The sequence below is a fragment of the Micromonospora sp. NPDC049799 genome, from assembly GCF_040656655.1.
Classification (GTDB): domain Bacteria; phylum Actinomycetota; class Actinomycetes; order Mycobacteriales; family Micromonosporaceae; genus Micromonospora.
The window spans coordinates 1-23,165 of sequence record NZ_JBFAMU010000032.1 but is presented as its reverse complement, the minus strand read 5'-3'; the positions used below and the strand labels follow the sequence as shown (position 1 = coordinate 23,165).

The following is a 23,165-nucleotide window of genomic DNA, read 5'->3' as shown; positions in this document are numbered from 1 at the left end:
GCCTATTTCACTACGCTGGCTCGTCGCCGGCGTCGCCGCGGTGCTGGTCGCCCTGGTCGCGGGGGTGTCGTTCGGCGCGGTCAGCCTGCCGCCGGGCAGCGTCGCCGCCGAGCTGCTCAACCTCATTCCCGGCGTACGCCTCGACAGCGGGCTGACCGAGCGGGAGATCGCCATCGTCACCGAGCTGCGGCTGCCCCGGGTGGTGCTCGGCCTGCTCGTCGGTGGGCTGCTCGCCCTGGCCGGCGGCGCCTACCAGGGCGTGTTCCGCAACCCGCTGGCCGACCCGTACCTGCTCGGGGTGGCGGCCGGCGCCGGCCTCGCGGTCACGGTCGTGCTCACCCTCGGCGTCGGGGCGGGCGGTGCCCTGACCGGCCTGCCGGTCGGTGTCCCGCTGGCCGCGTTCGTCGGGGCGATCGGTGCGGTCGCCATGACGTACCTGCTGGGTGCCTCGTCCGGGCGTGGCCGCTCCCCGGCGACTCTCATCCTGGCCGGCGTGGCGGTCTCCGCGTTCCTCTCCGCCGGGCAGACCTACCTGTTGCAGCGCAACTCCGACAGCATCCAGCAGGTCTACTCGTGGCTGCTGGGGCGGCTCGCCACCGCCGGCTGGCACGATGTCCGGCTGGTCCTGCCGTACTTCCTGCTCACCGCCGTGGTCGTGCTCCTGCACCGCCGGGAGCTGGACGTGCTCTCCCTCGGCGACGACGAGGCGGCCAGCCTCGGCCTGCACCCGCAGCGCTCCCGCTACCTGCTCATCGCCGCCGCCTCGCTGGGCACCGCCGCCGCCGTCTCCGCCTCCGGCCTGATCGGCTTCGTCGGCATCATCGTGCCGCACGCCGTACGCCTGCTCGCCGGGTCGAGCTACCGGGTGATCCTGCCGCTGTCGCTGCTGTTCGGCGGCGCGTTCCTGGCGCTGACCGACGTGGTCGCCCGTACCGCCGCCGCCCCGGAGGAGATCCCGATCGGCGTGGTCACCGCCCTGCTCGGCGGCCCGTTCTTCGTCCTCGTCCTGCGTACCTCCCGGCGGATCCTCGGATGACCGCCCCGCTTCCGGCCGCGCCCGCCGTCGAGGTCCGCGACCTGCACGTCCGCCTGGACGGCGTGCCGATCCTGACCGGCGTCGACCTGACGGTCGCCGCCGGGGAGTGGGTCACCGTGATCGGCCCGAACGGCGCCGGCAAGTCGACCCTGCTGCGCGCCGTCGGCGGCCTGCTGTCCGCGTCGGGCGCCATCTCCCTCTTCGGTACGCCGAGCGAGGCGCTGCCCCGGCGCCACCGCGCCCGGGTCGTCGCCACCGTGGCCCAGTCCCCGGTCGTGCCGGCCGGCATGTCGGTGCTGGACTACGTGCTGCTCGGCCGTACCCCGTACATCCCCCCGCTCGGGCGGGAGTCCGCCGCCGACCTCGCCGTCGCGCACGACGTGCTGGACCGGCTCGACCTGACCGGCTTCCACGCCCGGGAACTGGCCACCCTCTCCGGCGGCGAGCGGCAGCGCGTCTTCCTCGCCCGCGCGCTCGCCCAGGGCGCCACGCTGCTGCTGCTCGACGAGCCGACCAGCGCGCTCGACATCGGCCACCAGCAGGAGGTGCTGGAACTCGTCGACCAGCTCCGCCGCGAGCACGGCCTGACGGTGCTGGCCACCATGCACGACCTCTCCATCGCCGGCGAGTACGCCGACCGCATGGTGCTGCTCTCCGACGGCCGGGTGGTCGCTACCGGCCCGCCCCGCGAGGTCCTGACCGAGGAGCACCTGGCCCGCTACTACCGCGCCACGGTCAAGGTCGTGTACGGCGACCACGGCCCCCTGGTAGTCCCCATCCGCCCTTCCTGACCCCCGCGCGAGGTGCCCTCGGGGCGGGGTGGGTGGTCAGCTGGCGCCGGGGATGGTCAGGGCGATGGTGTTGAAGAGGGCGCCCTGGGGGTCGCAGAGGGCGGCGTAGCGGCCCGCCGGGATGTCCCGGGGTGGGACCAGGATGGTGCCGCCCAGCTCCGACGCGCGGGCCGCCGCCGCGTCCGCGTCGTCCACGCCGAAGTAGACCGTCCAGTACGCGGGCGAGTCGGCCGGGACGTCGTCACCCAGGCGCGGCATCATCCCGCCCACGATGCGTTCGCCCAGCCGCCAGCCCGTGTAGGTGATCGGCCCCATCGGCTGGTCGTCGGGCCGCCAACCGAAGACCAGCTCGTAGAAGACCTTCGCGCCGTCCGGGTCGGGGGTGACCAACTCGGTCCAGCTCAGCGCGCCGGGCACGTCGAACACCTCGGCACCCGTCATGGCCATCGGCTGCCAGACGCTGAAACTCGCACCCGCCGGGTCGGCGAAGACCGCCATCCGACCCCGGTCGAACACCTCGAACGGCGGCACCACCACCTGGCCACCGGCCCGCTCCACGCGGCCGGCCACCAGGTCCGCGTCGTCGGTGGCCACGTACACCGACCAGATCGGCACCTGGTCGGGGATCGCCGGCGGGCCCACCCCCGCCACCGACCGGCCGCCGAGCAGGAAGACCGTGTAGCCGCCCGCCTCCGGCTCCGGGGTGATCCGCCCGGTCCAGCCGAACAGCTCGGGGTAGAAGCGCCGGGCGTCGGCCAGCCCCGGCGTGGCCAGGTCGGTCCAGCAGGGCGTGCCCGGCGGGACGGTGCTCACGTCGACCCCTCTCGGCGGGGGCGGCCACTCATCGGCACGCCCTGCCGGCATCGTGGCACCGCCGACCCGCCGTCCGGGGCGGGAACGGGCGAAACGTCAACTGAACCGGCGACCCCCGGCCGGCTCAGCCCAGCGGGTCGGGCAGCGGCGCGGTGTGCAGCACGGCGAGCCGGGACACGGCCCGGGTCAGCACCACGTACAGGCGGTGCAGGCCGCGCGGCTCGGCGGCCACGATCGCGGCCGGCTCGACCACCACGACGTGGTCGTACTCCAGGCCCTTGACCAAGGTCGCGGGCACCACCGTGACGCGCGCCGCGGACGCCGGGTCGTCAGCGGTCGCGGTCGGGATCCCGGCGGCGGCCAGCGCCGACCGCAGGCCCTCGACCGCGGCGTCCGCCGCGATCACACCCACCGAGCCGTCGTACGCCAGGGCCGCGTGAACCTCGAGCACCGTCGCGGACACCAGGTCGCCGACGGTACGCACGTCGAGCGCGCCGTCCCGGCGCAGCGACACGGCCGGGGGCACGTCGACGGCGAGCGCCGGCAGCAGCCGGTTGGCGAACGTGACCACGGCCGCGGGCACCCGGAAGCCGACGGTCAACGGCACCACGACGGCGTGCGGCTTGCCGAGGTGGCGCAGCGACTCCCGCCAGTCCGTCGCCGCCCACGGTGCGGTGCCCTGCGCCAGGTCGCCGAGAAGGGTGACCGATCCGTGCTCGCTGCGGCGGGCCAGCGCCCGGCACTGCATGGGGGAGAGGTCCTGCGCCTCGTCGACCACCACGTGCCCGTAGCCGGCCGGCCGCTCGATCAGGCCGGCAGCCTCGTCGACGAGCACGGCGTCGGCGGCGGTCCAGCGCATCGCCTTCGGGGTGCGTGCCGGCTTCGCCGGCCGGAGCAGGGCCAGTTCGTCGGGAGTGAGCAACCCGTCGGCCGCGGCGGCCAGCGCGTCCGGGTCGGTGAGCAGGCGGTGCACCAGCCCTTCCGGGGTGAGCGCCGGCCAGACCGCGTCGAGGAAACCGACCACCGGGCGGGACCTCCCCACCCGGCGCAGCCAGGCGTCGCCGGGTGACTCGGCCCGCCGGGCCTCGGCCTGCCGCTGCAGCAGGCTCACCACCCGTGCCCGCACCCGCTCCCGACCGGTGCCGTACGGCAGGCCCTCCCGGCGGGTCTCCTGGACGATCCGGTGCAGTGGCTCCAGGCCGATCCGCCAGCGGTAGGACCCGTCGGACATGACGATCGGCTCGGTCGGCTCGCCGATGTGCGCGTCCACCGCGCGCCGGAGCACCTCGGCCATCCGCGCGTCGTGCTTGACCGCCGCCACCACCGGGTCCTCGACCGCCCGCACCGGCACCCGCTCGACCAGGTCCTCCACCGTGGCCTGGTCGACCTCCACCTCACCGAGCGCCGGCAGCACCGCCGCGATGTACGACAGGAAGGCCCGGTTCGGGCCGACGATCAGCACGCCCGAGCGGCGCAGCCGCTCCCGGTGCAGGTAGAGCAGGTACGCGGCCCGGTGCAGGCCGACCGCCGTCTTGCCGGTGCCGGGAGCTCCCTGGACGCAGATCGAGTCGGCCAGGTCGGCCCGGACCAGCTCGTCCTGCTCGGGTTGGATGGTGGCGACGATGTCCCGCATCGGCCCGACGCGCGGTCGCTCGATCTCGGCGGTGAGGATCCGGCTGGCCGTACCCAGCTCCTCGCCCCGGTCCAGGTGCTCGTCCTCGAAGCTGGTCAGGTCACCGCCGTTGAAGCCGAAGCGCCGGCGGACGGCCACGGCCTGCGGTTCGCGGGCACTGGCCCGGTAGAACGACCGGGAGACCGGGGCCCGCCAGTCCAGCACCAACGGCTCGCCCCGCTCGTCGGTGACGTGTCGCCGACCGACGTGGTACGCCCGACCGGCGTGGTTGGCGTCCTCGTCGTGCGGTCCGCTCCCGGCCACCCCGCCGAAGTCGAGACGGCCGAAGAAGAGCGGCGTGGTCGGGTCGTCGGCCAGCTCGGCGACCCGCCGGGCCATGTGCCGGCCGAGCTGCTCGGCCGTGTACGCGTCCCCGGCGACCTTGTCGCCGGTGGCGAAGAGCGCCTCGGCGCGTTCGCGCATCCGGCGCAGCGCGGCGCGGGACTCCTTCAGATGCTCCCGCTCGGCGGTGAGCTCGGTGTCCAGTGACTGTTCATGGGCGTGCAGGGTCATCCTCGTGCCTCTCGAAGAAGAACTCTGCCGCTCGCGTGTCCGACCTGTCGGTCGGCGCGGGGACGTCCGCTGCGGTGCTACACACCTCGGCCGTCGGGCGGGAAGGAAGCAGTTTACTGCGGTCCCGGACACCGGCAACCGCATTTCCGCCGGTCCCGCCCGGGCGGGCTGGCCGGGTTTGGTCCCGCCCGCTACGCTCCGGTCCGACCTGATGATCCACTGTCGACCGCGTCGCACCGGACCCGGTGCCGAGTCGGAGGGCCGAGCATGGGGCTGGAGCTGCCCGCCGAGCTGACCGAGCCGTTGAGCTGGATCGGCCTGGAATGGCCGCAGGCCGACGAGGAACTGCTCTTCGCCGCGGGGCAACGCTGGCTGGAGTTCGGCCTGCACCTGCAGCAGGTCGCCGACCGGGCCGAGGCGGCGGCGCAGGCGGTCTGGCAGGCCAACGTCGGTGCGACCGTCGACGCCTTCCAGCAGTGGTGGCAACGGGACGACGGCCCACGGCTGCGGCTGCGGGAGGACGCGATCGCGGCGCAGCTCATCGGCGCGGCACTGATCGCCTTCGCGGCGCTGACCCTGGCCATGAAGATCGCCTTCTTCGTCCAGCTGGTGGTCCTGCTGGTGCAGGTGTCGATGGCGATCGCCGCCGCCGTACCGACCGCCGGGGCGTCGACGGCCGCCGTGCCGGGCTTCATCGCCGCGACGCGGATCGTCTGCCAACGCCTGGTCCGGATGCTCGTGGACCAGGTGCGGACGCTGCTCAAGGAGATCCTGGAGCGGGCGAAGAACCTCCTCAAGATCGTCCGGAGGCGGCCCGGTACGGCCCGGCCTCCGCGCACTCCCGGCCCCGACCCGACGCCGGTCGGCGCTCCCCCGGGTCGTGCGCTCACCGACGCCGACCGGGTGGCCCTGACCGACTACACCGGCCCCGGCTATCGGGCGATGAACCCCTTCCTGCGCGATCCCGGTAGGTACACCCCGGACGAGGCCGCCGCCCTCCAGGCCCGCGCCGACCGGGTCTCCGAGGCCCTCGCCAAGTTGCCCGAGCGGCCGGGGACCACCTACCGGGGCGGCCAGTACCCCGACGACCTGCTGGCCCGCTACGAACCGGGACAGGTCGTCACCGAACGCGCCTTCACCAGCACCTCCACCGATCCACGGGTGGCCCAGGGCGCGTTCGACGGCAACACCGTCATGGTCATCTCGGGCCGGAACGGGCGCGACGTCGCGCCGTACTCGGAGTACCCGGACGAGGCGGAGATCCTGTACGACCAGGCGACGAACTTCAAGGTGACCAGCAAGGCGTGGGATGCTGACCTCGGCAAGTGGGTCGTGACGATGGAGGAGATGTGAGCGGCGTGACGCCATCCCGGGAGCCGGTCAGCGACGAGGAGCGGGAGCGCGCGGCCCGCGCGGTCGAGCAGCTCAAGCGTGATCTCGCCGCCGCGTCCGACCGGCCGGCGCCGTCCCGTACCGACCCGGGGAAGTTCAGCGACCCGGTCGGCCTGGACCGCGACGGCAACTACCAGCGTCCGCTCGACGAGCGGGAGCGCGCACACCTCGACGAGGTCCGCCGCCGCGCCACCGAGGACTCCGGCGAGCGCTGACCGACGCGGCGGTTCCGCAGGCTACGGGGTTGGGTTGGCCACTCCGGTGCCGTCCCGCTGAGTCCGGGAACCGGGCCGGGGATACGGTCGGGGCATGGCTGAGCGCGTCGCACGCCCCCGGGTCGGACACATCCAGTTCCTGAACTGCCTGCCGATCTACTGGGGTCTGATGCGGTCCGGCGCCCTGATCGACGTCGACCTGCACAAGGACTCGCCGGACCGGCTGAGCGCCGCCCTCGTCGCGGGCGACCTGGACATCGGCCCGATCTCCCACGTCGAGTACCTGCGGCACGCCGACGATCTGCTGCTCCTGCCCGACCTCGCGGTCGGGAGCGACGGCCCGGTGCTGTCGGTCAACGTGGTCTCGACCCGGCCGCTCGACGAACTGGACCACGGCAAGGTTGCGCTCGGCTCGACGTCGCGGACCGGCGTGCTGCTCGCGCAGCTCCTGCTCGGCGAGCGGTACGGCGTGAACCCCGAGTACTTCCGCTGCCCGCCGGACCTCACCCAGATGCTGCTGGAGGCCGACGCCGCGGTGCTGATCGGCGACGTGGCTCTGCGCGCCCTCTACGAGGCGCCGCGCCGGGGCCTGGCGGTCACCGACCTCGGGCAGGCGTGGCGGGAGTGGACCGGTCTGCCGATGGTCTTCGCCGTGTGGGCGGTACGCCGTGACTTCGCCGCCGCCCACCCGGGGCTGGTCAAGGAGGTGCACGAGGCGTTCCTGCGCTCCCGGGACCTCTGCCTGGCCGAGCTGGACCAGGTCGCCGAGGCGGCGGCGCGCTGGGAACCGTTCGACGCGGAGACGCTGGCCTCGTACTTCCGGGTCCTGGACTTCTCCCTCGGCGAGCGGCAGGTCGCCGGCCTGCGGGAGTTCGCCCGCCGCGCCGCCGCCCTCGGTGCGGCCCCCGACCTCCCGCCCACCGGCCCGGAGTTCTTCGCCGGCTGATCGCCGCGGCGCGCTCGCGCGTCGGGGCGCGGGCCTCAGTTCGGGTCGCGGAGGAGGGCCTCGGTGATCTTCTCGCAGTTCTTCATGCCGTACTCGTAGCCCTTGGTGATCGGGTAGCGGACCATCACGCCCATCGTCCAGGTGTCACCGATGGCGAGGCAGTTGATGTGCATCTCCTGCTCGCGGGTGCGGTCGACCCAGCCGTTCTTGATCGCGATGGTCTTCTGCTCGGCGGCGGGGAACGCCTTGCGGATGCCGAAGTCACCCGTTCCGCGTACCTGCTTCATCTCGTTGAGCAGCCACTTCGTCCACTTCGGGCCGGCGGCCCGCCCGTCGGCGATGCACTGGCCGAGCCGCGCGGTGTCGCGGGGCGACAGGTTCGTCCGACTCCAGCCGCGGTCGGCGGCGACACTGCTGTCGGTCAGCTTGCACAGGGAGAGCAGTCGCTTGATCGAGGCCGACCGGCCCAAGGAGTTGTAGAACTGCTCGGTCCGGGTGTTGTCGCTGTCTCGAATGATCTTCGTGGCGTCGGCGAGCTTCCCCTCACTGGGGGTCTGTCCCGCGTCGGCGGCCCGGCGCAGGTAGTCGGCGACGATCCAGGACTTGATCAGCGACGCGGTGGTGCTGGTCTCGCCCATGTTGTCCGAGCCGATGATCTCGCCGGTGCGCCGATCCAGCACGCTCCACGAGTACCAGCCGTCGATGTCGAGGTCGAGGTCCTTCGCCGCGAAGGGCAGGGGTTCGAGCTCCGCCTCGGGCGACGGACTGGGCGCGGGGGTGGGGCGCTCCCTGCGGTCGGTGGGAGAGCCGGTGGAACGCTCGGCGGGGGCGACGGGCTCGCCCCAGCGGGCGGCGGCCGTGGACTCGAACGGCGACCCCGGCAGCAGGCGCAGGGACACGAGCACCAGTCCGATCAGGATGGCCGCGACCGCGATGAGCTTCCCCGGTGACGTCCCGCGGGACGGGGGCGCGGCGGCGCGGCGGCGGGCCATCAGAGCTTCCCGACCGGCTGCTGCGGCACCTTGAGGGCGGCGCCGGGCTGCGGGGTGACCAGTTGGCTGGCGACGCTCGCGCAGACCTGGGCGCCGTACGTGAGGCCGCTCTTCTGCGGGTAGCGCAGCATCACCGCGAGGCTCCACCGGTCGGTCACCGCGAGGCAGTTGACGTGCCAGTTGCCGTCGTAGCTCAGCGGCGTCCAGCCGTTCTTGATGCTGACCGGACCCTGGCTGGTGATCGACTCGGGCAGGCCGTCGATGATGCCCCAGCGGCCACCGCCAAAGCGCTGCTTCTGGTCCTTGGCGGCGGTGGTGCCCCGGACCTTGCTCATCTCGTCCAGCAGATAGGCGGTCCACTTCGGGCCGGCGGCCTTGCCGTCGCCGATGCAGTCACCGAGCCGGACCGCGTCGCGGGGGGACATCCGGGTGAAGCTCCACCAGCCGATGTAGCCGGGAACCTTGCCGGGGCCGGTGTCCGTCAGCCCGCAGGTGCCGACCATCCGCTTGATGGTGGCGGACTTGCCGACCGCCGCGTAGAGCGCGTTCGCCGCGTCGTCGTTGCTGTCCCGGATGGCGGTGGTGATGTTCTTCTTCATCGCCGCCGGGATCGGCTTGTCGCCCAGCAGCCGCAGATAGTCGGCAGCGAACCAGGACTTGATCATCGACTCGGTGGAGCTGGTCGCCGTCATGTTCTTCGAGCCGGAGATCGTGCCGGTCTCGCGGTCCAGGAGGGCCCAGGAGAAGAACTCGCCCTTGAAGTTCACCGACACCGTCCCGGCGGCCAGGGTCGGGGGCGGTGGCGCCTGGGGCGCGGGCGCCGCGACGCTCTCGGCGCCACCGCCGCTCCCGCCGTCGGCGCCGCCGTCGGCGAGCCGGGCGTACGCGGCGGGCACCACCAGGGCGCCACCGAGAAGGACCGCCACCACGGCGAGCACCAGGGTCACGCGGGATCGCATGAGTGGATGAGCTCCAGATGTCAGGGCCGGGGGGCCGGCTTCACGTTGTCCGGACGGATCGGTGGACCGCCGTGGGGCCGGGGGGCGGCCTCCGCTGGTGCTGGGGGGCGATCGTCGGGCGCCGATCGGTGTGCCGGGGGAAGTCTACGTCCGGATCGGTGCCACGCCAGGACCCGCCACCTGGCAACTTGCCATGAAGTCGGGATATAGGGCCGGTATGCGTTTTCTGGGGGGATTCATTTTTGCGCCGTGACCCAACTCATAGCCCTCACCGCTACCGGCCGTTGTCGGTCCATCACGGGTTCCGTTCCGGATTTCTTGTTACACCCTCTGGTGCGCGAAGTGGATAGCTGTAACACTTGTCCTCATGTATGGCAACGACTTCGGCGCCGAGGACACTGCCGGCGGCGGGCTTCTCGGAGAGGTCGAGGCGGCGGAGGCGGCGCTGCGCGAGGCGGCTGCCCGGGGGCGCCGTGCCGGCGCGGCCGGGCCGGACGAGGACCTGGCGGCGTACTTCGCCGAGGTCGTCGAGGCCGACCAGAAGATCGAACCCCGCGACTGGATGCCCGAGGGGTACCGGAAGACGCTGATCCGGCAGATCGCCCAGCACGCCCACTCCGAGATCATCGGGATGCAGCCCGAGGGCAACTGGATCAGCCGGGCCCCGTCGCTGAAGCGCAAGGCGATCCTGCTGGCCAAGGTCCAGGACGAGGCGGGCCACGGCCTCTACCTGTACGCCGCCGCGGAGACCCTCGGCATCAGCCGGGACGAGCTGGTCGACATGCTGCTCAACGGGCGGCAGAAGTACAGCTCGATCTTCAACTACCCGACGTTGACGTGGGCCGACGTCGGCGCAATCGGCTGGCTGGTGGACGGCGCGGCCATCGTCAACCAGGTCCCCCTCTGCCGCTGCTCCTACGGGCCGTACGCGCGGGCCATGATCCGGGTCTGCAAGGAGGAGTCGTTCCACCAGCGGCAGGGCTACGAGATCCTGCACACCCTGGCGCACGGCACCCCCGGGCAGAAGGCGATGGCGCAGGACGCGGTGGACCGCTGGTGGTACCCGTCGCTGGCGATGTTCGGCCCGCCGGACACCGACTCCACCCACTCGGCGCAGTCCATGGCGTGGAAGATCAAGCGCTTCTCCAACGACGAGCTGCGCCAGCGCTTCGTGGACATGTGCGTCGGGCAGGCCGAGGTGCTCGGGGTGACCATCCCCGATCCGGACCTGCGCTGGAACGACGAGCGCCAGTCGTACGACTACACCCAGCCCGACTACGACGAGCTGATGCGGGTGATCAAGGGCGACGGCCCGTGCAACCGGCAGCGGATGGAACACCGGCGCCGCGCCCACGACGAGGGCGCCTGGGTCCGGGAGGCCGCCGCGGCGTACGCCGCCAAGCGGACCGCGACGAAGGAGAAGGTGGCGGCGTGAGCAGCCAGGAACACACCCCGCTCTGGGAGGTCTTCGTGCGGGCCCGGCGTGGGCTGTCGCACACCCACGTCGGCAGCCTGCACGCGCCGGACGCGGAGCTCGCCCTGCGTAACGCCCGTGATCTCTACACCCGCCGGCAGGAGGGCGTGTCGATCTGGGTGGTGCCGGCGAGCGCGATCACCGCGTCGAGCCCGGACGAGAAGGACGCCTTCTTCGACCCGGCCGCCGACAAGGTGTACCGCCACCCCACCTTCTACGAGGTGCCAGAAGGCGTGGCCCACCTGTGAGCGCGAGGAGTGAGCCGGGTTTGCGAGCCCCGCAGTCGCGAACGGAGACGGCGCTGTGAACGGTCCCTTCGACTTCGTCCTCGCGCTCGGCGACGACGCGCTGATCGCGGCGCAGCGGCTCAGCGAGTGGTCGACCCGCGCGCCGGAGATGGAAGAGGACATCGCGCTGTCCAACATCGCCCTCGACCAGCTCGGCGCGGCGCGGCTGCTGCTCACGTACGCGGGGGAGCTGGAGGGCGCCGGCCGGGACGAGGACGCGCTGGCGTTCCTCCGGAGCGACCGGGAGTTCCGCAACTGCCTCCTGGTCGAGCTGCCCAACGGCGACTTCGCGGTGACCATGGCGAAGCTGCTCTTCCTGTCGGCGTACCAGCTTCCGCTCTACACGGCGCTGGCCGGGTGCGGCGACGAGCGGCTGGCCGCGATCGGCGGGAAGGCCCGTAAGGAGTCGGCGTACCACCTGGACCACAGCTCGCTGTGGGTGAAGCGGCTCGGCGACGGCACCGAGGAGTCGCACCGCCGGATGCAGGCGGCCGTGGACGAGGTCTGGCCCTACACCCACGAGCTGTTCACGGCGGACCCGGCGGCGCCGGTCGATCCGGCCACCCTGCGGGCCGACTTCGACGCCGTGGTGTCGACCGTGCTCGACGAGGCGACGCTGGCCCGGCCGGAGACGACCTGGGCGCCGGGCGGCGGTCGGGACGGCGTGCACACCGAGCACCTGTCGTACCTGCTGGCCGAGATGCAGGTGCTGCACCGCGCCCATCCCGGGGCGCGGTGGTGACCGATCCCAGGGCGGCCGTCGCGGCGGTGGTGGACCCGGAGATCCGGGTTATCACCATCGACGAGCTGGGCATCCTGCGGTCGGTGGACGAGGACCCGGCCACCGGCCGGGTCGTCGTCACCATCACCCCCACCTACACCGGCTGCCCGGCGATGGACGTGATCCGGTCCGACATCCGTCGGGCGCTGGCCGCTGCCGGGCACCTCGACGCCGAGGTCCGCACGACCTACAGCCCGGCCTGGAGCACCGACTGGATCTCCGAGGAGGGCCGGGCCAAGCTGGCCGCCGCCGGCATCGCACCACCGGCCCCGGTCCGGGCCGGCAACGTCGTTCCGCTGACCCTCGCGGTCCGTTGCCCGCGCTGCGGCTCCCCGGAGACCGAGCAGATCAGCCGCTTCGGTTCCACCGCGTGCAAGGCGCTCTGGCGCTGCCGCTCCTGCTCCGAACCCTTCGACCACCTGAAGGCGCTGTGACTGTCACCATCACCCGCCCGGTCCGTCGCCGGCCGGTCTTCCACCCGCTGCCCGTCGCCGCGGTCGACCGGCTCACCGCCGACGCCGTGGCGATCACCTTCGCCGTGCCGGAGGAGCTGCGGGAAACCTTCGCGTTCTCCGCCGGCCAGCACCTGACCGTCCGGCGTGCCGGTGAGGGCGGGGAGGACGTGCGGCGCTCGTACTCCATCTGCTCCACTCCGGACGAGCTGGCGCGGCACGGCCGGCTGCGGATCGGGGTGCGCGAGATCCCCGGTGGCGCGTTCTCCGCGTTCGCCTGCGGCGCGCTGCGCGGCGGCGACACCATCGAGGTGATGCCCCCGCTGGGGCACTTCACCACGGCGTTCGCGCCGGACCGGGTCCGCCACTACGGCGCGGTCGTCGCCGGTTCCGGCATCACCCCGGTGCTGTCGCTGGTCGCGACCGCCCTGGCCGTCGAGCCGGCCAGCACGTTCACCCTGGTGTACGGCAACCGCACGGCGAACACCGTCATGTTCGCCGAGGAACTGGCCGACCTGAAGGACCGGTACCCGACCCGGCTGCACCTGGTGCACGTGCTCTCCCGGGAGCAGGGTGAGTCGCCGCTGCTGTCCGGGCGGATCGACGCCGAGCGGTTCGGTCGGCTGCTGGAGACCATCGTGCCCGGCGAGGCCATCGAGGAGTGGTTCCTCTGCGGCCCGTACGGCATGGTGGTGGACGCCCGGGAGGTCCTGACCACGCGGGGAGTCCCGGAGTCCGCGGTGCGGACCGAGCTGTTCCACGTCGACGCGCCGCCGGAGCCGGTGCGCCGCCCCGGTGACACCCCGGGAGCCGGCGCCGAGGTGACGATCGTGCTGGACGGCCGGTCCTCGACCTTCACGATGGGCCGCGAGGAGCGGGTGCTGGACGCGGCGCTGAAGGTGCGCGGCGAGCTGCCGTACGCCTGCAAGGGTGGCGTCTGCTCGACGTGCAGGGCCAAGGTCGTCGACGGCGCGGTGACCATGGCGCGCAACTACGCGCTGGAGCCCGACGAGGTGTCCAACGGGTACGTGCTGACCTGCCAGTCCAGCCCCACCACGGATCGGCTGACCATCGACTACGACGCGTAGAAACCCCGCCATCCGCGTGATCTTGCACTTCCTGCCTTGACATCCCGCGCATATCGGGGCGAACAGGGGACCCAAAGTGCAAGATCGCGGAGGTGGCGGTGGGCTGGACGACAGAGGACGGCACCCGTGGGCTGACGCTTCGGGGGCGACGTAGGCTCGGAGGCGTGACGGTGAGCCGGGAGATCGACGACATCCTGCAGCGTGGCGCGGACGGCGGGCGGATCACGCCCGAGGAGGCCCTGCTGCTCTACACCGAGGCGCCCTTCCACGCCCTGGGCGAGGCGGCCGACGCGGTCCGTCGGCGGCGCTATCCGGACAACATCGTCACGTACCTGATCGACCGCAACATCAACTACACGAACGTCTGCGTGACGGCGTGCAAGTTCTGTGCCTTCTACCGTGCGCCGAAGCACAAGGAGGGCTGGACCCACCCGACCGAGGAGATCCTGCGCCGCTGCGGCGAGGCGGTGGAGCTGGGCGCGACCCAGGTCATGCTCCAGGGCGGGCACCACCCGGACTACGGCGTCGAGTACTACGAGGAGTTGTTCTCCTCGGTCAAGCAGGCGTACCCCCAGTTGGCCATCCACTCGATCGGCCCGAGCGAGATCCTGCACATGGCCAAGGTCTCCGGTGTGAGCCTGGACGAGGCGATCTCCCGGATCAAGGCCGCCGGCCTGGACTCGATCGCCGGCGCCGGCGCGGAGATGCTGCCGGAGCGACCCCGTAGGGCGATCGCGCCCCTCAAGGAGTCCGGCGAGCGCTGGCTGGAGGTCATGGAGCTGGCCCACCGGCAGGGCGTCGAGTCGACCGCCACGATGATGATGGGCACCGGCGAGACGGCCGCCGAGCGGATCGAGCACCTGCGGATGATCCGCGACGTGCAGGACCGTACGCGCGGCTTCCGGGCCTTCATCCCGTGGACGTACCAGCCGGAGAACAACCACCTCAAGGGCCGCACCCAGGCCACCACCCTGGAGTACCTGCGGCTCGTCGCCGTGGCCCGGCTGTTCTTCGAGACCGTGCCGCACCTGCAGGCGTCCTGGCTGACCACCGGCAAGGACGTCGGGCAACTCGCCCTGCACATGGGAGTGGACGACCTCGGCTCGATCATGCTGGAGGAGAACGTGATCTCCTCGGCCGGCGCGCGGCACCGCTCGAACCTGCACGAGCTGATCGGCATGATCCGCTCGGCGGACCGGATCCCGGCCCAGCGGGACACGCTCTACAACCGGCTCGCGGTGCACCGGACCCCGGCGGACGACCCGACCGACGAGCGGGTCGTGTCGCACTTCTCCTCCATCGCCCTGCCCGGCGGTGGCGCCGGGAAGACCCTGCCGCTGGTCGAGGCCCGCTGATCCCTCCGACCCGGGCGTCCCACGGTCCATCAACGATCGATCACTCTACGTGATCATCGCTGATGGACCGTTTGGTCATCCTGGCAGGTCCGCAGATATCGATTCGATGAACGTTGTGTCGATTCCCGTTGGCCGCGCGGGATGACAACCACCATCAATCCGGACAATCCTTAAGTCGTCCTTAGATCGGCAGGCCGACCCGCCGTGCGATGGGGCTGGCGGCGATGATCGCGGACCGCTAACGTCCCCGCCCGTACGTTTCCTTCACCCCAACGGGGGGGCCTTTCATGATCTTCGGTAACCGTGCTGCCGCGTACCTGGGCGCCGGCGCCGCCGGGCTGGTCGCCGCGGGCGCGTTCGCCGCGCCGGCCCTGGCCGACAACACCGCGGACCTCGCCATCAAGGCGACCGGCACCACGATCGCGGTCGGCGCGCCGGGCAAGTTCGCCAGCGTCTCGCTGCTGAACAAGAGCGCCGTCGACGCCAAGGGCGTGCTGGTCGGCCTCGACATCAGCAAGCTGGACACCAAGCTCGTCGACATCAACGAGAGCGGCTGCAACACCCGCGAGGACGGCTGGATCCTCTGTGGCATCGAGGGCGACACCATCGGTGCCGGTGAGGACGTCGACTGGGCCTTCCCGCTGACCCGCAAGGGCGACGGGACCGGCCCGGCCGGTTCCATCAGCGCGCTGATCCTGCACGAGGGCGACGACCCCGACGAGTCCAACAACCTGGTGACCGTCGACGTCAAGGTCGAGGGCACCGGGCCGGACCTCTCGGTCGTCGCCGACGACGTGCGCAAGGCGGTCAAGGTCGAGGGTGGCTCCATCACCCAGGTCGGTGACCTCCAGGCCGGTAACACCGGCCAGCTCATCTACAGCGCGTTCAACCAGGGTGACCAGGCCACGACCGGTCTCCGCATCTCCGTGAAGCTGCCGAAGGGCGCGACCTTCGCGGAGAAGGAGGAGGACTGCACCTACAACGACGCGATGACTGCCCTGACCTGCCAGTACGAGGCCGTTCTGGTCCCGGCTTCGCAGGACAAGGACGGTGACAAGCTCTTCGCGGGTGCCCGCTTCTACAACCTGGTCAAGGTCGACGCCGGCGTCAAGCCGAGCAGCCTGACCGGTGGCGAGGTCACCATCGACCCGCTGTGGAAGGAGGGCGCCGCGGCCAGCAACGCGACCAAGGCGACCACCTCCAACCTGCCGCAGAACGCCGAGGGCGTGTCCGACAAGGACGTGGACGCCAGCGACAACACCGACGACTTCTCCGTGATCGTGGCCGGCAAGGGCGGCACCGGTGGCGGCGACAACGGTGGCGGTCTCCCGGTCACCGGCCCGCAGGCCGGCCTGATCGGCGGGATCGGCGGCGCGGTGCTCCTCGCCGGTGGTGTGATGTTCATGGTCGCGCGCCGTCGGCGCATCGTCCTGGTGACGCCGGGCGACGAGAAGTCGGCGGTCTGACCGCTGTCCTCCATCGACCCGCGAGGGTCGTTCACATAAATGCACGGCAGTACGGGCGGGATGGGTCACCATCCCGCCCGTACTGTGTCCCTGCGAGGACGCGGGCGCGGTCCTCAAGCCCGGCCAGTTCTACACCGCCGACGTCCGCGTAACCGTGGGCGAGGACGTCATCTCGCCGGTGCTCCGGCCGGGCTTCGTCTTCGCGGTTGGCCTCGACGGGGCGGAGGGCCGGCCGGAGGAGCAGCCGGAGGTCGCGAGCAGCGCCCAGCGGCGGACCTTCACCGGGGTCGACCCGGTGGACAACGGCGCGCAGTTCGACGTCTTCGTCGACCTGACCGCGCAGCCCACTCCCGACCCGACGCCGAGCGGGGAGCCGACGGCCGGCCCGACCGCCACGCCCACGGTCGTCCCGACCACGCCCGGCGCCTTAAGGAGGGGCCCTTCCTCTACCGGAGGCGTTAGGAAGGGGCCCTTCCTTCGGTTTCGGCGGGGGCTGGCAGAGTGGAGGGGTGAGCCGTACCCCGCAGGGCCAGCGCGCCAGCCTGGACAAGCAGCCGCACGAGGTCGCGGCGATGTTCGACGGTGTGGCCGCCCGCTACGACCTGACCAACACGGTGATGACGGCCGGCCGTGACCGGGCGTGGCGCCGGGCCACCCGGGAGGCGCTCGGACTGCGCCCCGGAGAGCGGGTGCTCGACGTCGGCGCCGGCACCGGCGTCTCGACCGAGGAACTGTCCCGGTCCGGGGCGTGGGCGGTCGGCGCCGACCTTTCGCTGGGCATGCTGCGTGCTGGCAAGGGCACCCGTCCCGAGGTGCCGCTGCTCGCCGGCGACGCGCTGCGGCTGCCCTTCGCCGACGGTGTGTTCGACGCGGTGACCATCTCGTTCGCGCTGCGCAACGTCGTCGACACGGAGGCGGCGCTGCGGGAGTTCGCCCGGGTCACGCGCCCTGGAGGCCGGCTGGTGGTGTGTGAGCTGAGCCATCCCACCAACCCGGTGTTCCGTACGGCCTACCTGTCGTACCTCATGCGGTGGCTGCCGACGGCGGCCCGGGTGGTCTCCAGCAATCCGGACGCGTACGTGTACCTGATCGAGTCGATCCGGGCGTGGCCGGACCAGGCCGCGCTGGCGCAGCGCATCCAGGCGGCCGGCTGGGGCCGGGTGGCCTGGCGGAACCTGACCGGTGGCCTGGCGGCGCTGCACCGGGCCGTTCGCGACTGATCACTTCCGGTCATCGGGCAGCGACGCTATCTTCGGGAATGCGCCGCTTTAGTCCAGTTTGTTCCGTAGGCTGCCCTCCATGACGGGACCAAACCGGACGGACCCCCCGGTGGCGACCGACGACGACGCCGCGGAACTCATCGCGCAGCTCAAGGAGCTGGCCGGTGCCGATCCGGCCGACGTCCGTCAGGTTGTGGCCGAGGTGCTCGCCGCGCTGGACCGCGCGGCCGGCGGAGCCCTCCGCGAGCACCTCCCGGAGGCGATCCGGGCCGATGCCGGTCTGGACACCACCGCGCGGGCGCGCCGCTGACCCCGAAGTGGACGTCGACCGGCCTGTTTCCGGCAAGTTAGGTACCCCTCACCGGGCACCGGTGTAACGCCGGTCATAGACTCCTCAGCGTCTGGCTTGTGAAGCATTTCACGAGCGTGCGGGAGGAGGCGCGAGATGACCTCGGTGGAGAACGACGCCGACGTGATCGTCGTGGGCGCCGGTCCCGGTGGGTCGGCTACCGCGTACCACCTGGCCCGGCACGGCGTACGGGTGCTGCTGCTGGAGAAGACCGAGTTTCCCCGGGAGAAGGTCTGCGGCGACGGGCTGACCCCCCGCGCGACGCGGCAGCTCATCCGGATGGGCGTCGACACGTCCCCGGAGGCCGGCTGGTTGCAGAACCGCGGCCTGCGGGTCATCGGCGGCGGCGTCCGGCTGGAGCTGGACTGGCCCGATCTCGCCAGCTACCCCAACTACGGCCTGGTCCGCACCCGGCTCGACTTCGACGACCTGCTCGCCCAGCGGGCCCTCGCCGCCGGCGCGAAGCTGCGCACCAGCGTGAACGTCATGGGTCCGGTGCTCGACGCCGACGACCGGGTGATCGGCGTGACGGCCGAGGTCGGGCCGGACAAGGAGCCGGCCACCTTCCACGCCCCGCTGGTCGTCGCGGCGGACGGCGTCTCCGGCCGGTTCCCGCTGGCCCTCGGGCTGGCCAAGCGCGAGGACCGACCGATCGGCGTGGCCGTGCGGCGCTACTACCGCTGCGAGGCCAAGCACGACGACAACTACCTGGAGTCCTGGCTGGAGCTGCGCGGCCGGGACAGCGACGCCCTGCTCCCCGGGTACGGCTGGATCTTCGGCCTCGGGGACGGCCGGGTCAACGTCGGCCTCGGCGTGCTCAACTCGTCGTCGGCGTTCGGCAAGACGAACTACCGCCGCCTGCTCACCGACTGGCTGGCCAACACGCCGCCCGAGTGGGGCATGACCGACGAGACGAACGCGGAGGGGCCGATCCTCGGCGCCGCGCTGCCGATGGGCTTCAACCGGGTGCCGCACTACACCCGCGGGGTGCTGCTCGTCGGCGACTCCGGCGGCATGGTCAACCCGTTCAACGGTGAGGGCATCGCGTACGCGATGGAGTCCGGCGAGCTGGCCGCGGAGATCGCGGTGCAGGCCCTCGCGCGGCCGGCCGGTCCGGAGCGGGAGCGCGCGCTGATGGCGTACCCGACCGAGCTGAAGGCGCGCTTCGGCGGCTACTACCGGCTCGGCGGCATCTTCGTGAAGCTGATCGGCCGTCCCGAGGTGATGCGGATGGCGACCAAGCACGGCATGCCGCACCCGATGCTGATGCGCTTCGTGCTCAAGCTGCTGGCTAACCTGACCGACCCGCGCGGCGGGGACGCGATGGACCGGGTCATCAACGCGATGACGAAGGTGGCACCAGCGGTATAGACGTCCTGTTCAGGGCCGCTTCCGGCCCCGGGCACGGTACAAAGATCGACCCCCGCTGACGGTCGTCACGAGGGACGTGAATAGTGTGATTTTTGTCAAGCACCAGGGGCAGGGAAGGACGAGCAGGAGAAAAGATGTCGCTCTCGCCTTACGCACCGATCATCGGGCTGTTCGCCCTCGCCACGGGGTTCGCGCTGTTCTCCGTGGCCGCCGCCCGGCTCACCGGCCCCCGGCGCTACAACAAGGCCAAACTCGAGGCGTACGAGTGCGGCATCGAGCCCAGCCCGCAGCCCGTCGGCGGCGGCCGGTTCCCGGTCAAGTTCTACCTGACGGCGATGCTCTTCATCGTCTTCGACATCGAGATCATCTTCCTCTACCCCTGGGCGGTCTCGTTCGACGCCCTGCCGATCTTCGGCTTCGTGGAGATGGTCCTGTTCATCGTCGCGGTCTTCGTCGCCTACGCCTACGTCTGGCGGCGCGGCGGCCTGGACTGGGACTGAGGGAGAGACTCAGATGGGTATCGAGGAGAAGCTCCCCGCCGGTGTCCTGCTCACCTCGGTGGAGAAGCTCGTCAACTGGTCGCGAAAGTCGTCGGTCTGGGGCGCCACGTTCGGCCTGGCCTGCTGCGCGATCGAGATGATGGCCGCCGGTGGCCCGCACTACGACATGGGCCGCTGGGGTATGGAGGTCTTCCGGGCCTCGCCCCGGCAGGCCGACCTCATGATCGTCGCGGGTCGGGTGAGCCAGAAGATGGCCCCGGTGCTCCGCCAGATCTACGACCAGATGGCCGAGCCCCGCTGGGTGCTGTCGATGGGCGTCTGCGCCAGCAGCGGCGGCATGTTCAACAACTACGCGATCGTCCAGGGCGTGGACCACATCGTCCCGGTCGACATGTACCTCCCGGGGTGCCCGCCGCGGCCGGAGATGCTCATCGACGCGGTGCTCAAGCTCCGCGAGAAGATCATGTACGAGCCGCTGGGCGCGAACGGCCGCAAGATGCTCCAGGCCCGCCAGGAGCGCGGTGACGTCCCGGTCGTGCCGTACGGCTCGATGCCGTCGTCGTACCGCAGCGACAAGGCCCGGCGCGCCGAGTGGACGAGGGCGGTCCGCGAGGGGCGCGAGGAGCAGCTGCGGATCGAGAACTGGATGAAGGCCCAGAACCACCTGCACGAGCACGGGGGTGTGAAGTGACCGCGCCAAACGACGGGGGCGTGCCGGTACCGGTGACGCCGGCGGGCGCCACCAGCGGCGCGCCGGCCGAGTACCCGCCGGCCAGCCCGGCCGGTCGCGGCATGTTCGGCAACCAGGGCTCCGGCGACGTCTCCGGCTACGGCGGCCTGGTCCGTCCGCGCCGCGCGATCGAGGACGCGGCCCGGCCGTACGGCGGCTGGTTCGACGAGGTCGCCGACGCGCTGGAGGAGGCGTACCCGGCCTTCGGCGAGGCGATCGAGAAGGTCGTCGTCGACCGGGGCGAGCTGACCCTGCACGTACGCCCGGAGCGGATCGCCGAGGTGTGCCAGGTGCTGCGGGACGACCTGGCGCTGCGCTTCGAGCTGTGCTCCTCGGTGTCCGGCGTGGACTACCTCGGCGCGGACGAGCGCCGGCTGCACGCCGTCTACCAGCTCACCTCGATGACGTACCGGCGCCGGATCCGGCTGGAGGCCGCGGTCTCCGCCGAGGATCCGCACCTGCCGAGCGTCACCGCCGTCTACCCGACCGCCGACTGGCAGGAGCGGGAGGCGTACGACATGTTCGGCATCGTCTTCGACGGCCACCCCAACCTCACCCGGATCCTCATGCCGGACGACTGGGAGGGCCACCCGCAGCGCAAGGACTACCCGCTCGGCGGCGTGCCCGTCGAGTACAAGGGCGCCGAGATCCCGCCGCCGGACCAGCGGAGGTCGTACCAGTGACAACGTCGAACTACGCCACCGAGCGCGAGACCACCGAGGGCCGCGTCTTCACGGTCACCGGCGGGGACTGGGACGAGGTCGTCTCCGGCACCGACCCGATCAACGAAGAGCGCATCATCGTCAACATGGGTCCGCAGCACCCGTCGACGCACGGCGTGCTCCGGCTGATCCTGGAGCTGGAGGGCGAGACGGTCCGCGAGGCCCGCTCGGTCGTCGGCTACCTGCACACCGGCATCGAGAAGAACCTCGAGTACCGCAACTGGGTCCAGGGCTCGACCTTCGTGACCCGGATGGACTACCTGTCGCCGCTGTTCAACGAGACGGCGTACAGCCTCGCGGTGGAGAAGCTGCTCGGCATCGAGGAGCAGATCACCGAGCGGGCCACCACCATCCGGGTGCTCATGATGGAGCTGAACCGGATCTCGTCGCACCTGGTCTGGCTGGCCACCACGGCCATGGAGCTGGGCGCGATCAACATGATGCTGTACGGCTTCCGCGAGCGGGAGTACATCCTCGAGATCTTCGAGATCATCACCGGCCTGCGGATGAACCACGCGTACGTCCGGCCGGGCGGCGTCGCCCAGGACGTGCCGGACCAGGCGATCGTCAAGATCCGCGAGTTCCTCAAGCTGCTGCCGAAGAAGCTCAAGGAGTACGAGGACCTGCTCTCCGGCCAGGTGATCTGGCTGGAGCGGACGCAGCACGTGGCGGTGCTCGACGTGACCGGCTGCCTCGCGCTCGGCGTGACCGGCCCGGTCCTGCGGTCCGCCGGTCTCGCCTGGGACCTGCGCAAGACCATGCCGTACTGCGGCTACGAGACGTACGAGTTCGACGTGCCGACGCACGCCGACGGCGACGTCTGGGGCCGGTACCTGGTGCGTCTCGCCGAGATCCGGGAGTCGCTGAAGCTGGTCGAGCAGGCGGTGGACCGGCTGAAGCCGGGCCCGGTGATGGTCGCCGACAAGAAGATCGCGTGGCCGGCGCAGCTCGCCATCGGCGTCGACGGCATGGGCAACTCGCTGGAGCACGTCGCCAAGATCATGGGTCAGTCGATGGAGTCGCTGATCCACCACTTCAAGCTCGTCACCGAGGGCTTCCGGGTGCCGCCGGGCCAGGTCTACGTCGGCATCGAGTCGCCCCGCGGCGAGCTGGGCGTGCACGCCGTCTCCGACGGTGGCACCCGGCCCTACCGGGTGCACTACCGGGAGCCGAGCTTCATCAACCTCCAGGCCCTCCCGGCGATGGCCGAGGGCGGCCTGATCGCCGACGTGATCGCCGGTGGCGCCTCGCTGGACCCCGTGATGGGTGGTTGTGACCGATGACTGTTTTCACGGACGAGACCCGGGAGCGGGCGCGGGAGATCGTCGCCCGCTACCCGGCCGACCGGTCCCGCTCGGCGCTGCTGCCGCTGCTGCACCTGGTGCAGGCGGAGGAGGGCTACGTCTCGCCGGCCGGTGTCGCGTTCTGCGCCGAGGTGCTGGGCCTCAACAAGGCCCAGGTCGGCGCGGTGGCGACCTTCTACACGATGTACAAGCGCCGGCCGACCGGTGACTACCTGGTCAGCGTCTGCACCAACACGATGTGCAACGTGCTCGGCGGCCAGGAGGTCTACGACACCCTCGCCGAGCACCTGGGCGTCGGGCACGACGAGACCACCGCCGACGGGACGATCACCCTGGAGCACGCCGAGTGCCTCGCGGCCTGCGACTACGGCCCGGTGATGACCGTCAACTACGACTTCTTCGACAACGTGGACCCGGGTACCGCAGTCGGCGTCGTCGACGAGCTTCGCGCGGGTGGCCGGCCCATGCCGACCCGCGGCGCCCGACTCTGCACGCTCAAGGAGATGGCCGTGCAACTCGCCGGCTTCGCCGACGAGCGTGACGGCGCGGTCGCCGACGGCGGGCCGGGGGAGCCGACCCTGCGGGGCCTGCGCCTGGCCGAGCAGCACGGCATCTCGGTGCCGGGCTTCGACCCGAACACGCCCATCCGCAGCAAGGCCGAGTCCGACCAGGCCGCCGCCGAGGCGAAGGCGAAGGCCGAGGCCGCTAAGCCGGCCGCCGCGCCCGCCGTCGCCCCG

The 23,165-nt window shown here is 71.6% G+C and carries 24 protein-coding genes and 1 pseudogene; 21 read left to right on the top strand and 4 right to left on the bottom strand.

What is annotated here, in order from left to right:
• The first annotated feature begins 4 nt into the window (after positions 1–4).
• Together AB0I76_RS05125 and AB0I76_RS05120 are read left to right on the top strand one after the other, a co-directional pair.
• Positions 5–1,036, top strand: a complete 1,032-nt coding sequence (locus AB0I76_RS05125) for an iron ABC transporter permease (RefSeq protein ID WP_357030094.1) — start codon at positions 5–7, stop codon at positions 1,034–1,036.
• Positions 1,033–1,827, top strand: coding sequence for an ABC transporter ATP-binding protein (locus AB0I76_RS05120; RefSeq protein WP_357030092.1), 795 nt, complete (start codon positions 1,033–1,035; stop codon positions 1,825–1,827). Before AB0I76_RS05125 ends, AB0I76_RS05120 begins: the two co-directional genes overlap by 4 nt.
• A 36-nt stretch (positions 1,828–1,863) precedes the next feature.
• Here AB0I76_RS05120 and AB0I76_RS05115 read toward each other — a convergent pair whose 3' ends face one another.
• A complete protein-coding gene (locus tag AB0I76_RS05115) occupies positions 1,864–2,640 on the bottom strand; it encodes a VOC family protein (protein ID WP_357030090.1) in 777 nt (258 codons plus the stop codon).
• A 124-nt stretch (positions 2,641–2,764) separates the two neighbouring features.
• Positions 2,765–4,825 carry an AAA family ATPase gene (locus tag AB0I76_RS05110; RefSeq protein WP_357030088.1) on the bottom strand — a complete coding sequence of 687 codons (2,061 nt, stop codon included), beginning with the start codon at positions 4,823–4,825 and terminating at the stop codon, positions 2,765–2,767.
• Positions 4,826–5,092: 267 nt separating this feature from the next.
• On the opposite strand from AB0I76_RS05110, the gene AB0I76_RS05105 reads away from it, so the two are divergent.
• From AB0I76_RS05105 to AB0I76_RS05095, 3 genes are all read left to right on the top strand, one after another.
• Positions 5,093–6,178, top strand: coding sequence for an ADP-ribosyltransferase (locus AB0I76_RS05105; protein WP_357030086.1), 1,086 nt, complete (start codon positions 5,093–5,095; stop codon positions 6,176–6,178).
• Between the two features lie 5 nt (positions 6,179–6,183).
• Positions 6,184–6,432: a hypothetical protein gene (locus tag AB0I76_RS05100; protein ID WP_357030084.1), complete on the top strand. Its 249-nt coding sequence runs from the start codon at positions 6,184–6,186 to the stop codon at positions 6,430–6,432.
• Between the two features lie 94 nt (positions 6,433–6,526).
• The gene (locus tag AB0I76_RS05095; protein ID WP_357030082.1) at positions 6,527–7,378 is read left to right on the top strand and encodes a menaquinone biosynthesis protein; all 852 of its coding nucleotides are present in this window, start codon (positions 6,527–6,529) and stop codon (positions 7,376–7,378) included.
• Positions 7,379–7,413: 35 nt separating this feature from the next.
• Here AB0I76_RS05095 and AB0I76_RS05090 read toward each other — a convergent pair whose 3' ends face one another.
• Positions 7,414–8,370: a hypothetical protein gene (locus AB0I76_RS05090; RefSeq protein WP_357030080.1), complete on the bottom strand. Its 957-nt coding sequence runs from the start codon at positions 8,368–8,370 to the stop codon at positions 7,414–7,416.
• Positions 8,370–9,329 carry a hypothetical protein gene (locus AB0I76_RS05085; RefSeq protein WP_357030078.1) on the bottom strand — a complete coding sequence of 320 codons (960 nt, stop codon included), beginning with the start codon at positions 9,327–9,329 and terminating at the stop codon, positions 8,370–8,372. The genes AB0I76_RS05090 and AB0I76_RS05085 overlap by 1 nt, the downstream gene beginning before the upstream one ends.
• 367 nt (positions 9,330–9,696) lie before the next feature.
• Between AB0I76_RS05085 and paaA the strand changes: the two genes are divergently transcribed.
• The 16 genes and pseudogenes from paaA to nuoE form a co-directional block, all read left to right on the top strand.
• Entirely contained in the window at positions 9,697–10,764 is a 1,068-nt protein-coding gene (paaA, locus tag AB0I76_RS05080) for a 1,2-phenylacetyl-CoA epoxidase subunit PaaA (RefSeq protein ID WP_357030076.1), read from the top strand.
• Positions 10,761–11,051: a 1,2-phenylacetyl-CoA epoxidase subunit PaaB gene (gene paaB / locus AB0I76_RS05075; RefSeq protein ID WP_357030074.1), complete on the top strand. Its 291-nt coding sequence runs from the start codon at positions 10,761–10,763 to the stop codon at positions 11,049–11,051. The genes paaA and paaB overlap by 4 nt, the downstream gene beginning before the upstream one ends.
• A 55-nt stretch (positions 11,052–11,106) precedes the next feature.
• Positions 11,107–11,832 carry a 1,2-phenylacetyl-CoA epoxidase subunit PaaC gene (gene paaC, locus AB0I76_RS05070; RefSeq protein WP_357030071.1) on the top strand — a complete coding sequence of 242 codons (726 nt, stop codon included), beginning with the start codon at positions 11,107–11,109 and terminating at the stop codon, positions 11,830–11,832.
• Positions 11,829–12,305, top strand: coding sequence for a 1,2-phenylacetyl-CoA epoxidase subunit PaaD (gene paaD, locus AB0I76_RS05065; protein ID WP_357030069.1), 477 nt, complete (start codon positions 11,829–11,831; stop codon positions 12,303–12,305). The genes paaC and paaD overlap by 4 nt, the downstream gene beginning before the upstream one ends.
• Positions 12,302–13,411, top strand: coding sequence for a 1,2-phenylacetyl-CoA epoxidase subunit PaaE (paaE, locus tag AB0I76_RS05060; RefSeq protein ID WP_357030066.1), 1,110 nt, complete (start codon positions 12,302–12,304; stop codon positions 13,409–13,411). Before paaD ends, paaE begins: the two co-directional genes overlap by 4 nt.
• 164 nt (positions 13,412–13,575) lie before the next feature.
• The gene (gene mqnC, locus AB0I76_RS05055) at positions 13,576–14,766 is read left to right on the top strand and encodes a cyclic dehypoxanthinyl futalosine synthase (RefSeq protein ID WP_357030064.1); all 1,191 of its coding nucleotides are present in this window, start codon (positions 13,576–13,578) and stop codon (positions 14,764–14,766) included.
• A 287-nt stretch (positions 14,767–15,053) separates the two neighbouring features.
• Entirely contained in the window at positions 15,054–16,232 is a 1,179-nt protein-coding gene (locus AB0I76_RS05050) for a hypothetical protein (RefSeq protein WP_357030061.1), read from the top strand.
• A 91-nt stretch (positions 16,233–16,323) separates the two neighbouring features.
• A pseudogene (locus tag AB0I76_RS05045) lies at positions 16,324–16,635 on the top strand (cell wall anchor protein); the annotation flags it as partial.
• A 106-nt stretch (positions 16,636–16,741) separates the two neighbouring features.
• A complete protein-coding gene (locus AB0I76_RS05040; protein WP_357030059.1) occupies positions 16,742–17,452 on the top strand; it encodes a demethylmenaquinone methyltransferase in 711 nt (236 codons plus the stop codon).
• Positions 17,453–17,531: 79 nt separating this feature from the next.
• Entirely contained in the window at positions 17,532–17,762 is a 231-nt protein-coding gene (locus AB0I76_RS05035; protein ID WP_357030057.1) for a hypothetical protein, read from the top strand.
• Positions 17,763–17,897: 135 nt separating this feature from the next.
• Entirely contained in the window at positions 17,898–19,172 is a 1,275-nt protein-coding gene (locus AB0I76_RS05030; RefSeq protein ID WP_357030055.1) for a geranylgeranyl reductase family protein, read from the top strand.
• Between the two features lie 134 nt (positions 19,173–19,306).
• Positions 19,307–19,672 (top strand): NADH-quinone oxidoreductase subunit A, encoded by a 366-nt coding sequence (locus tag AB0I76_RS05025; protein ID WP_357030053.1) that lies wholly within the window; start codon positions 19,307–19,309, stop codon positions 19,670–19,672.
• A 13-nt stretch (positions 19,673–19,685) separates the two neighbouring features.
• On the top strand, positions 19,686–20,363 hold the full coding sequence (locus AB0I76_RS05020; RefSeq protein ID WP_357030051.1) for an NADH-quinone oxidoreductase subunit B family protein: 678 nt from the start codon (positions 19,686–19,688) through the stop codon (positions 20,361–20,363).
• Positions 20,360–21,085 carry an NADH-quinone oxidoreductase subunit C gene (locus AB0I76_RS05015; protein WP_357030049.1) on the top strand — a complete coding sequence of 242 codons (726 nt, stop codon included), beginning with the start codon at positions 20,360–20,362 and terminating at the stop codon, positions 21,083–21,085. The genes AB0I76_RS05020 and AB0I76_RS05015 overlap by 4 nt, the downstream gene beginning before the upstream one ends.
• The gene (locus tag AB0I76_RS05010) at positions 21,082–22,407 is read left to right on the top strand and encodes an NADH-quinone oxidoreductase subunit D (protein WP_357030047.1); all 1,326 of its coding nucleotides are present in this window, start codon (positions 21,082–21,084) and stop codon (positions 22,405–22,407) included. Before AB0I76_RS05015 ends, AB0I76_RS05010 begins: the two co-directional genes overlap by 4 nt.
• A partial coding sequence (gene nuoE / locus AB0I76_RS05005; protein ID WP_357030045.1) for an NADH-quinone oxidoreductase subunit NuoE occupies positions 22,404–23,165 on the top strand: 762 nt, incomplete at its 3' end. The genes AB0I76_RS05010 and nuoE, both read left to right, overlap by 4 nt.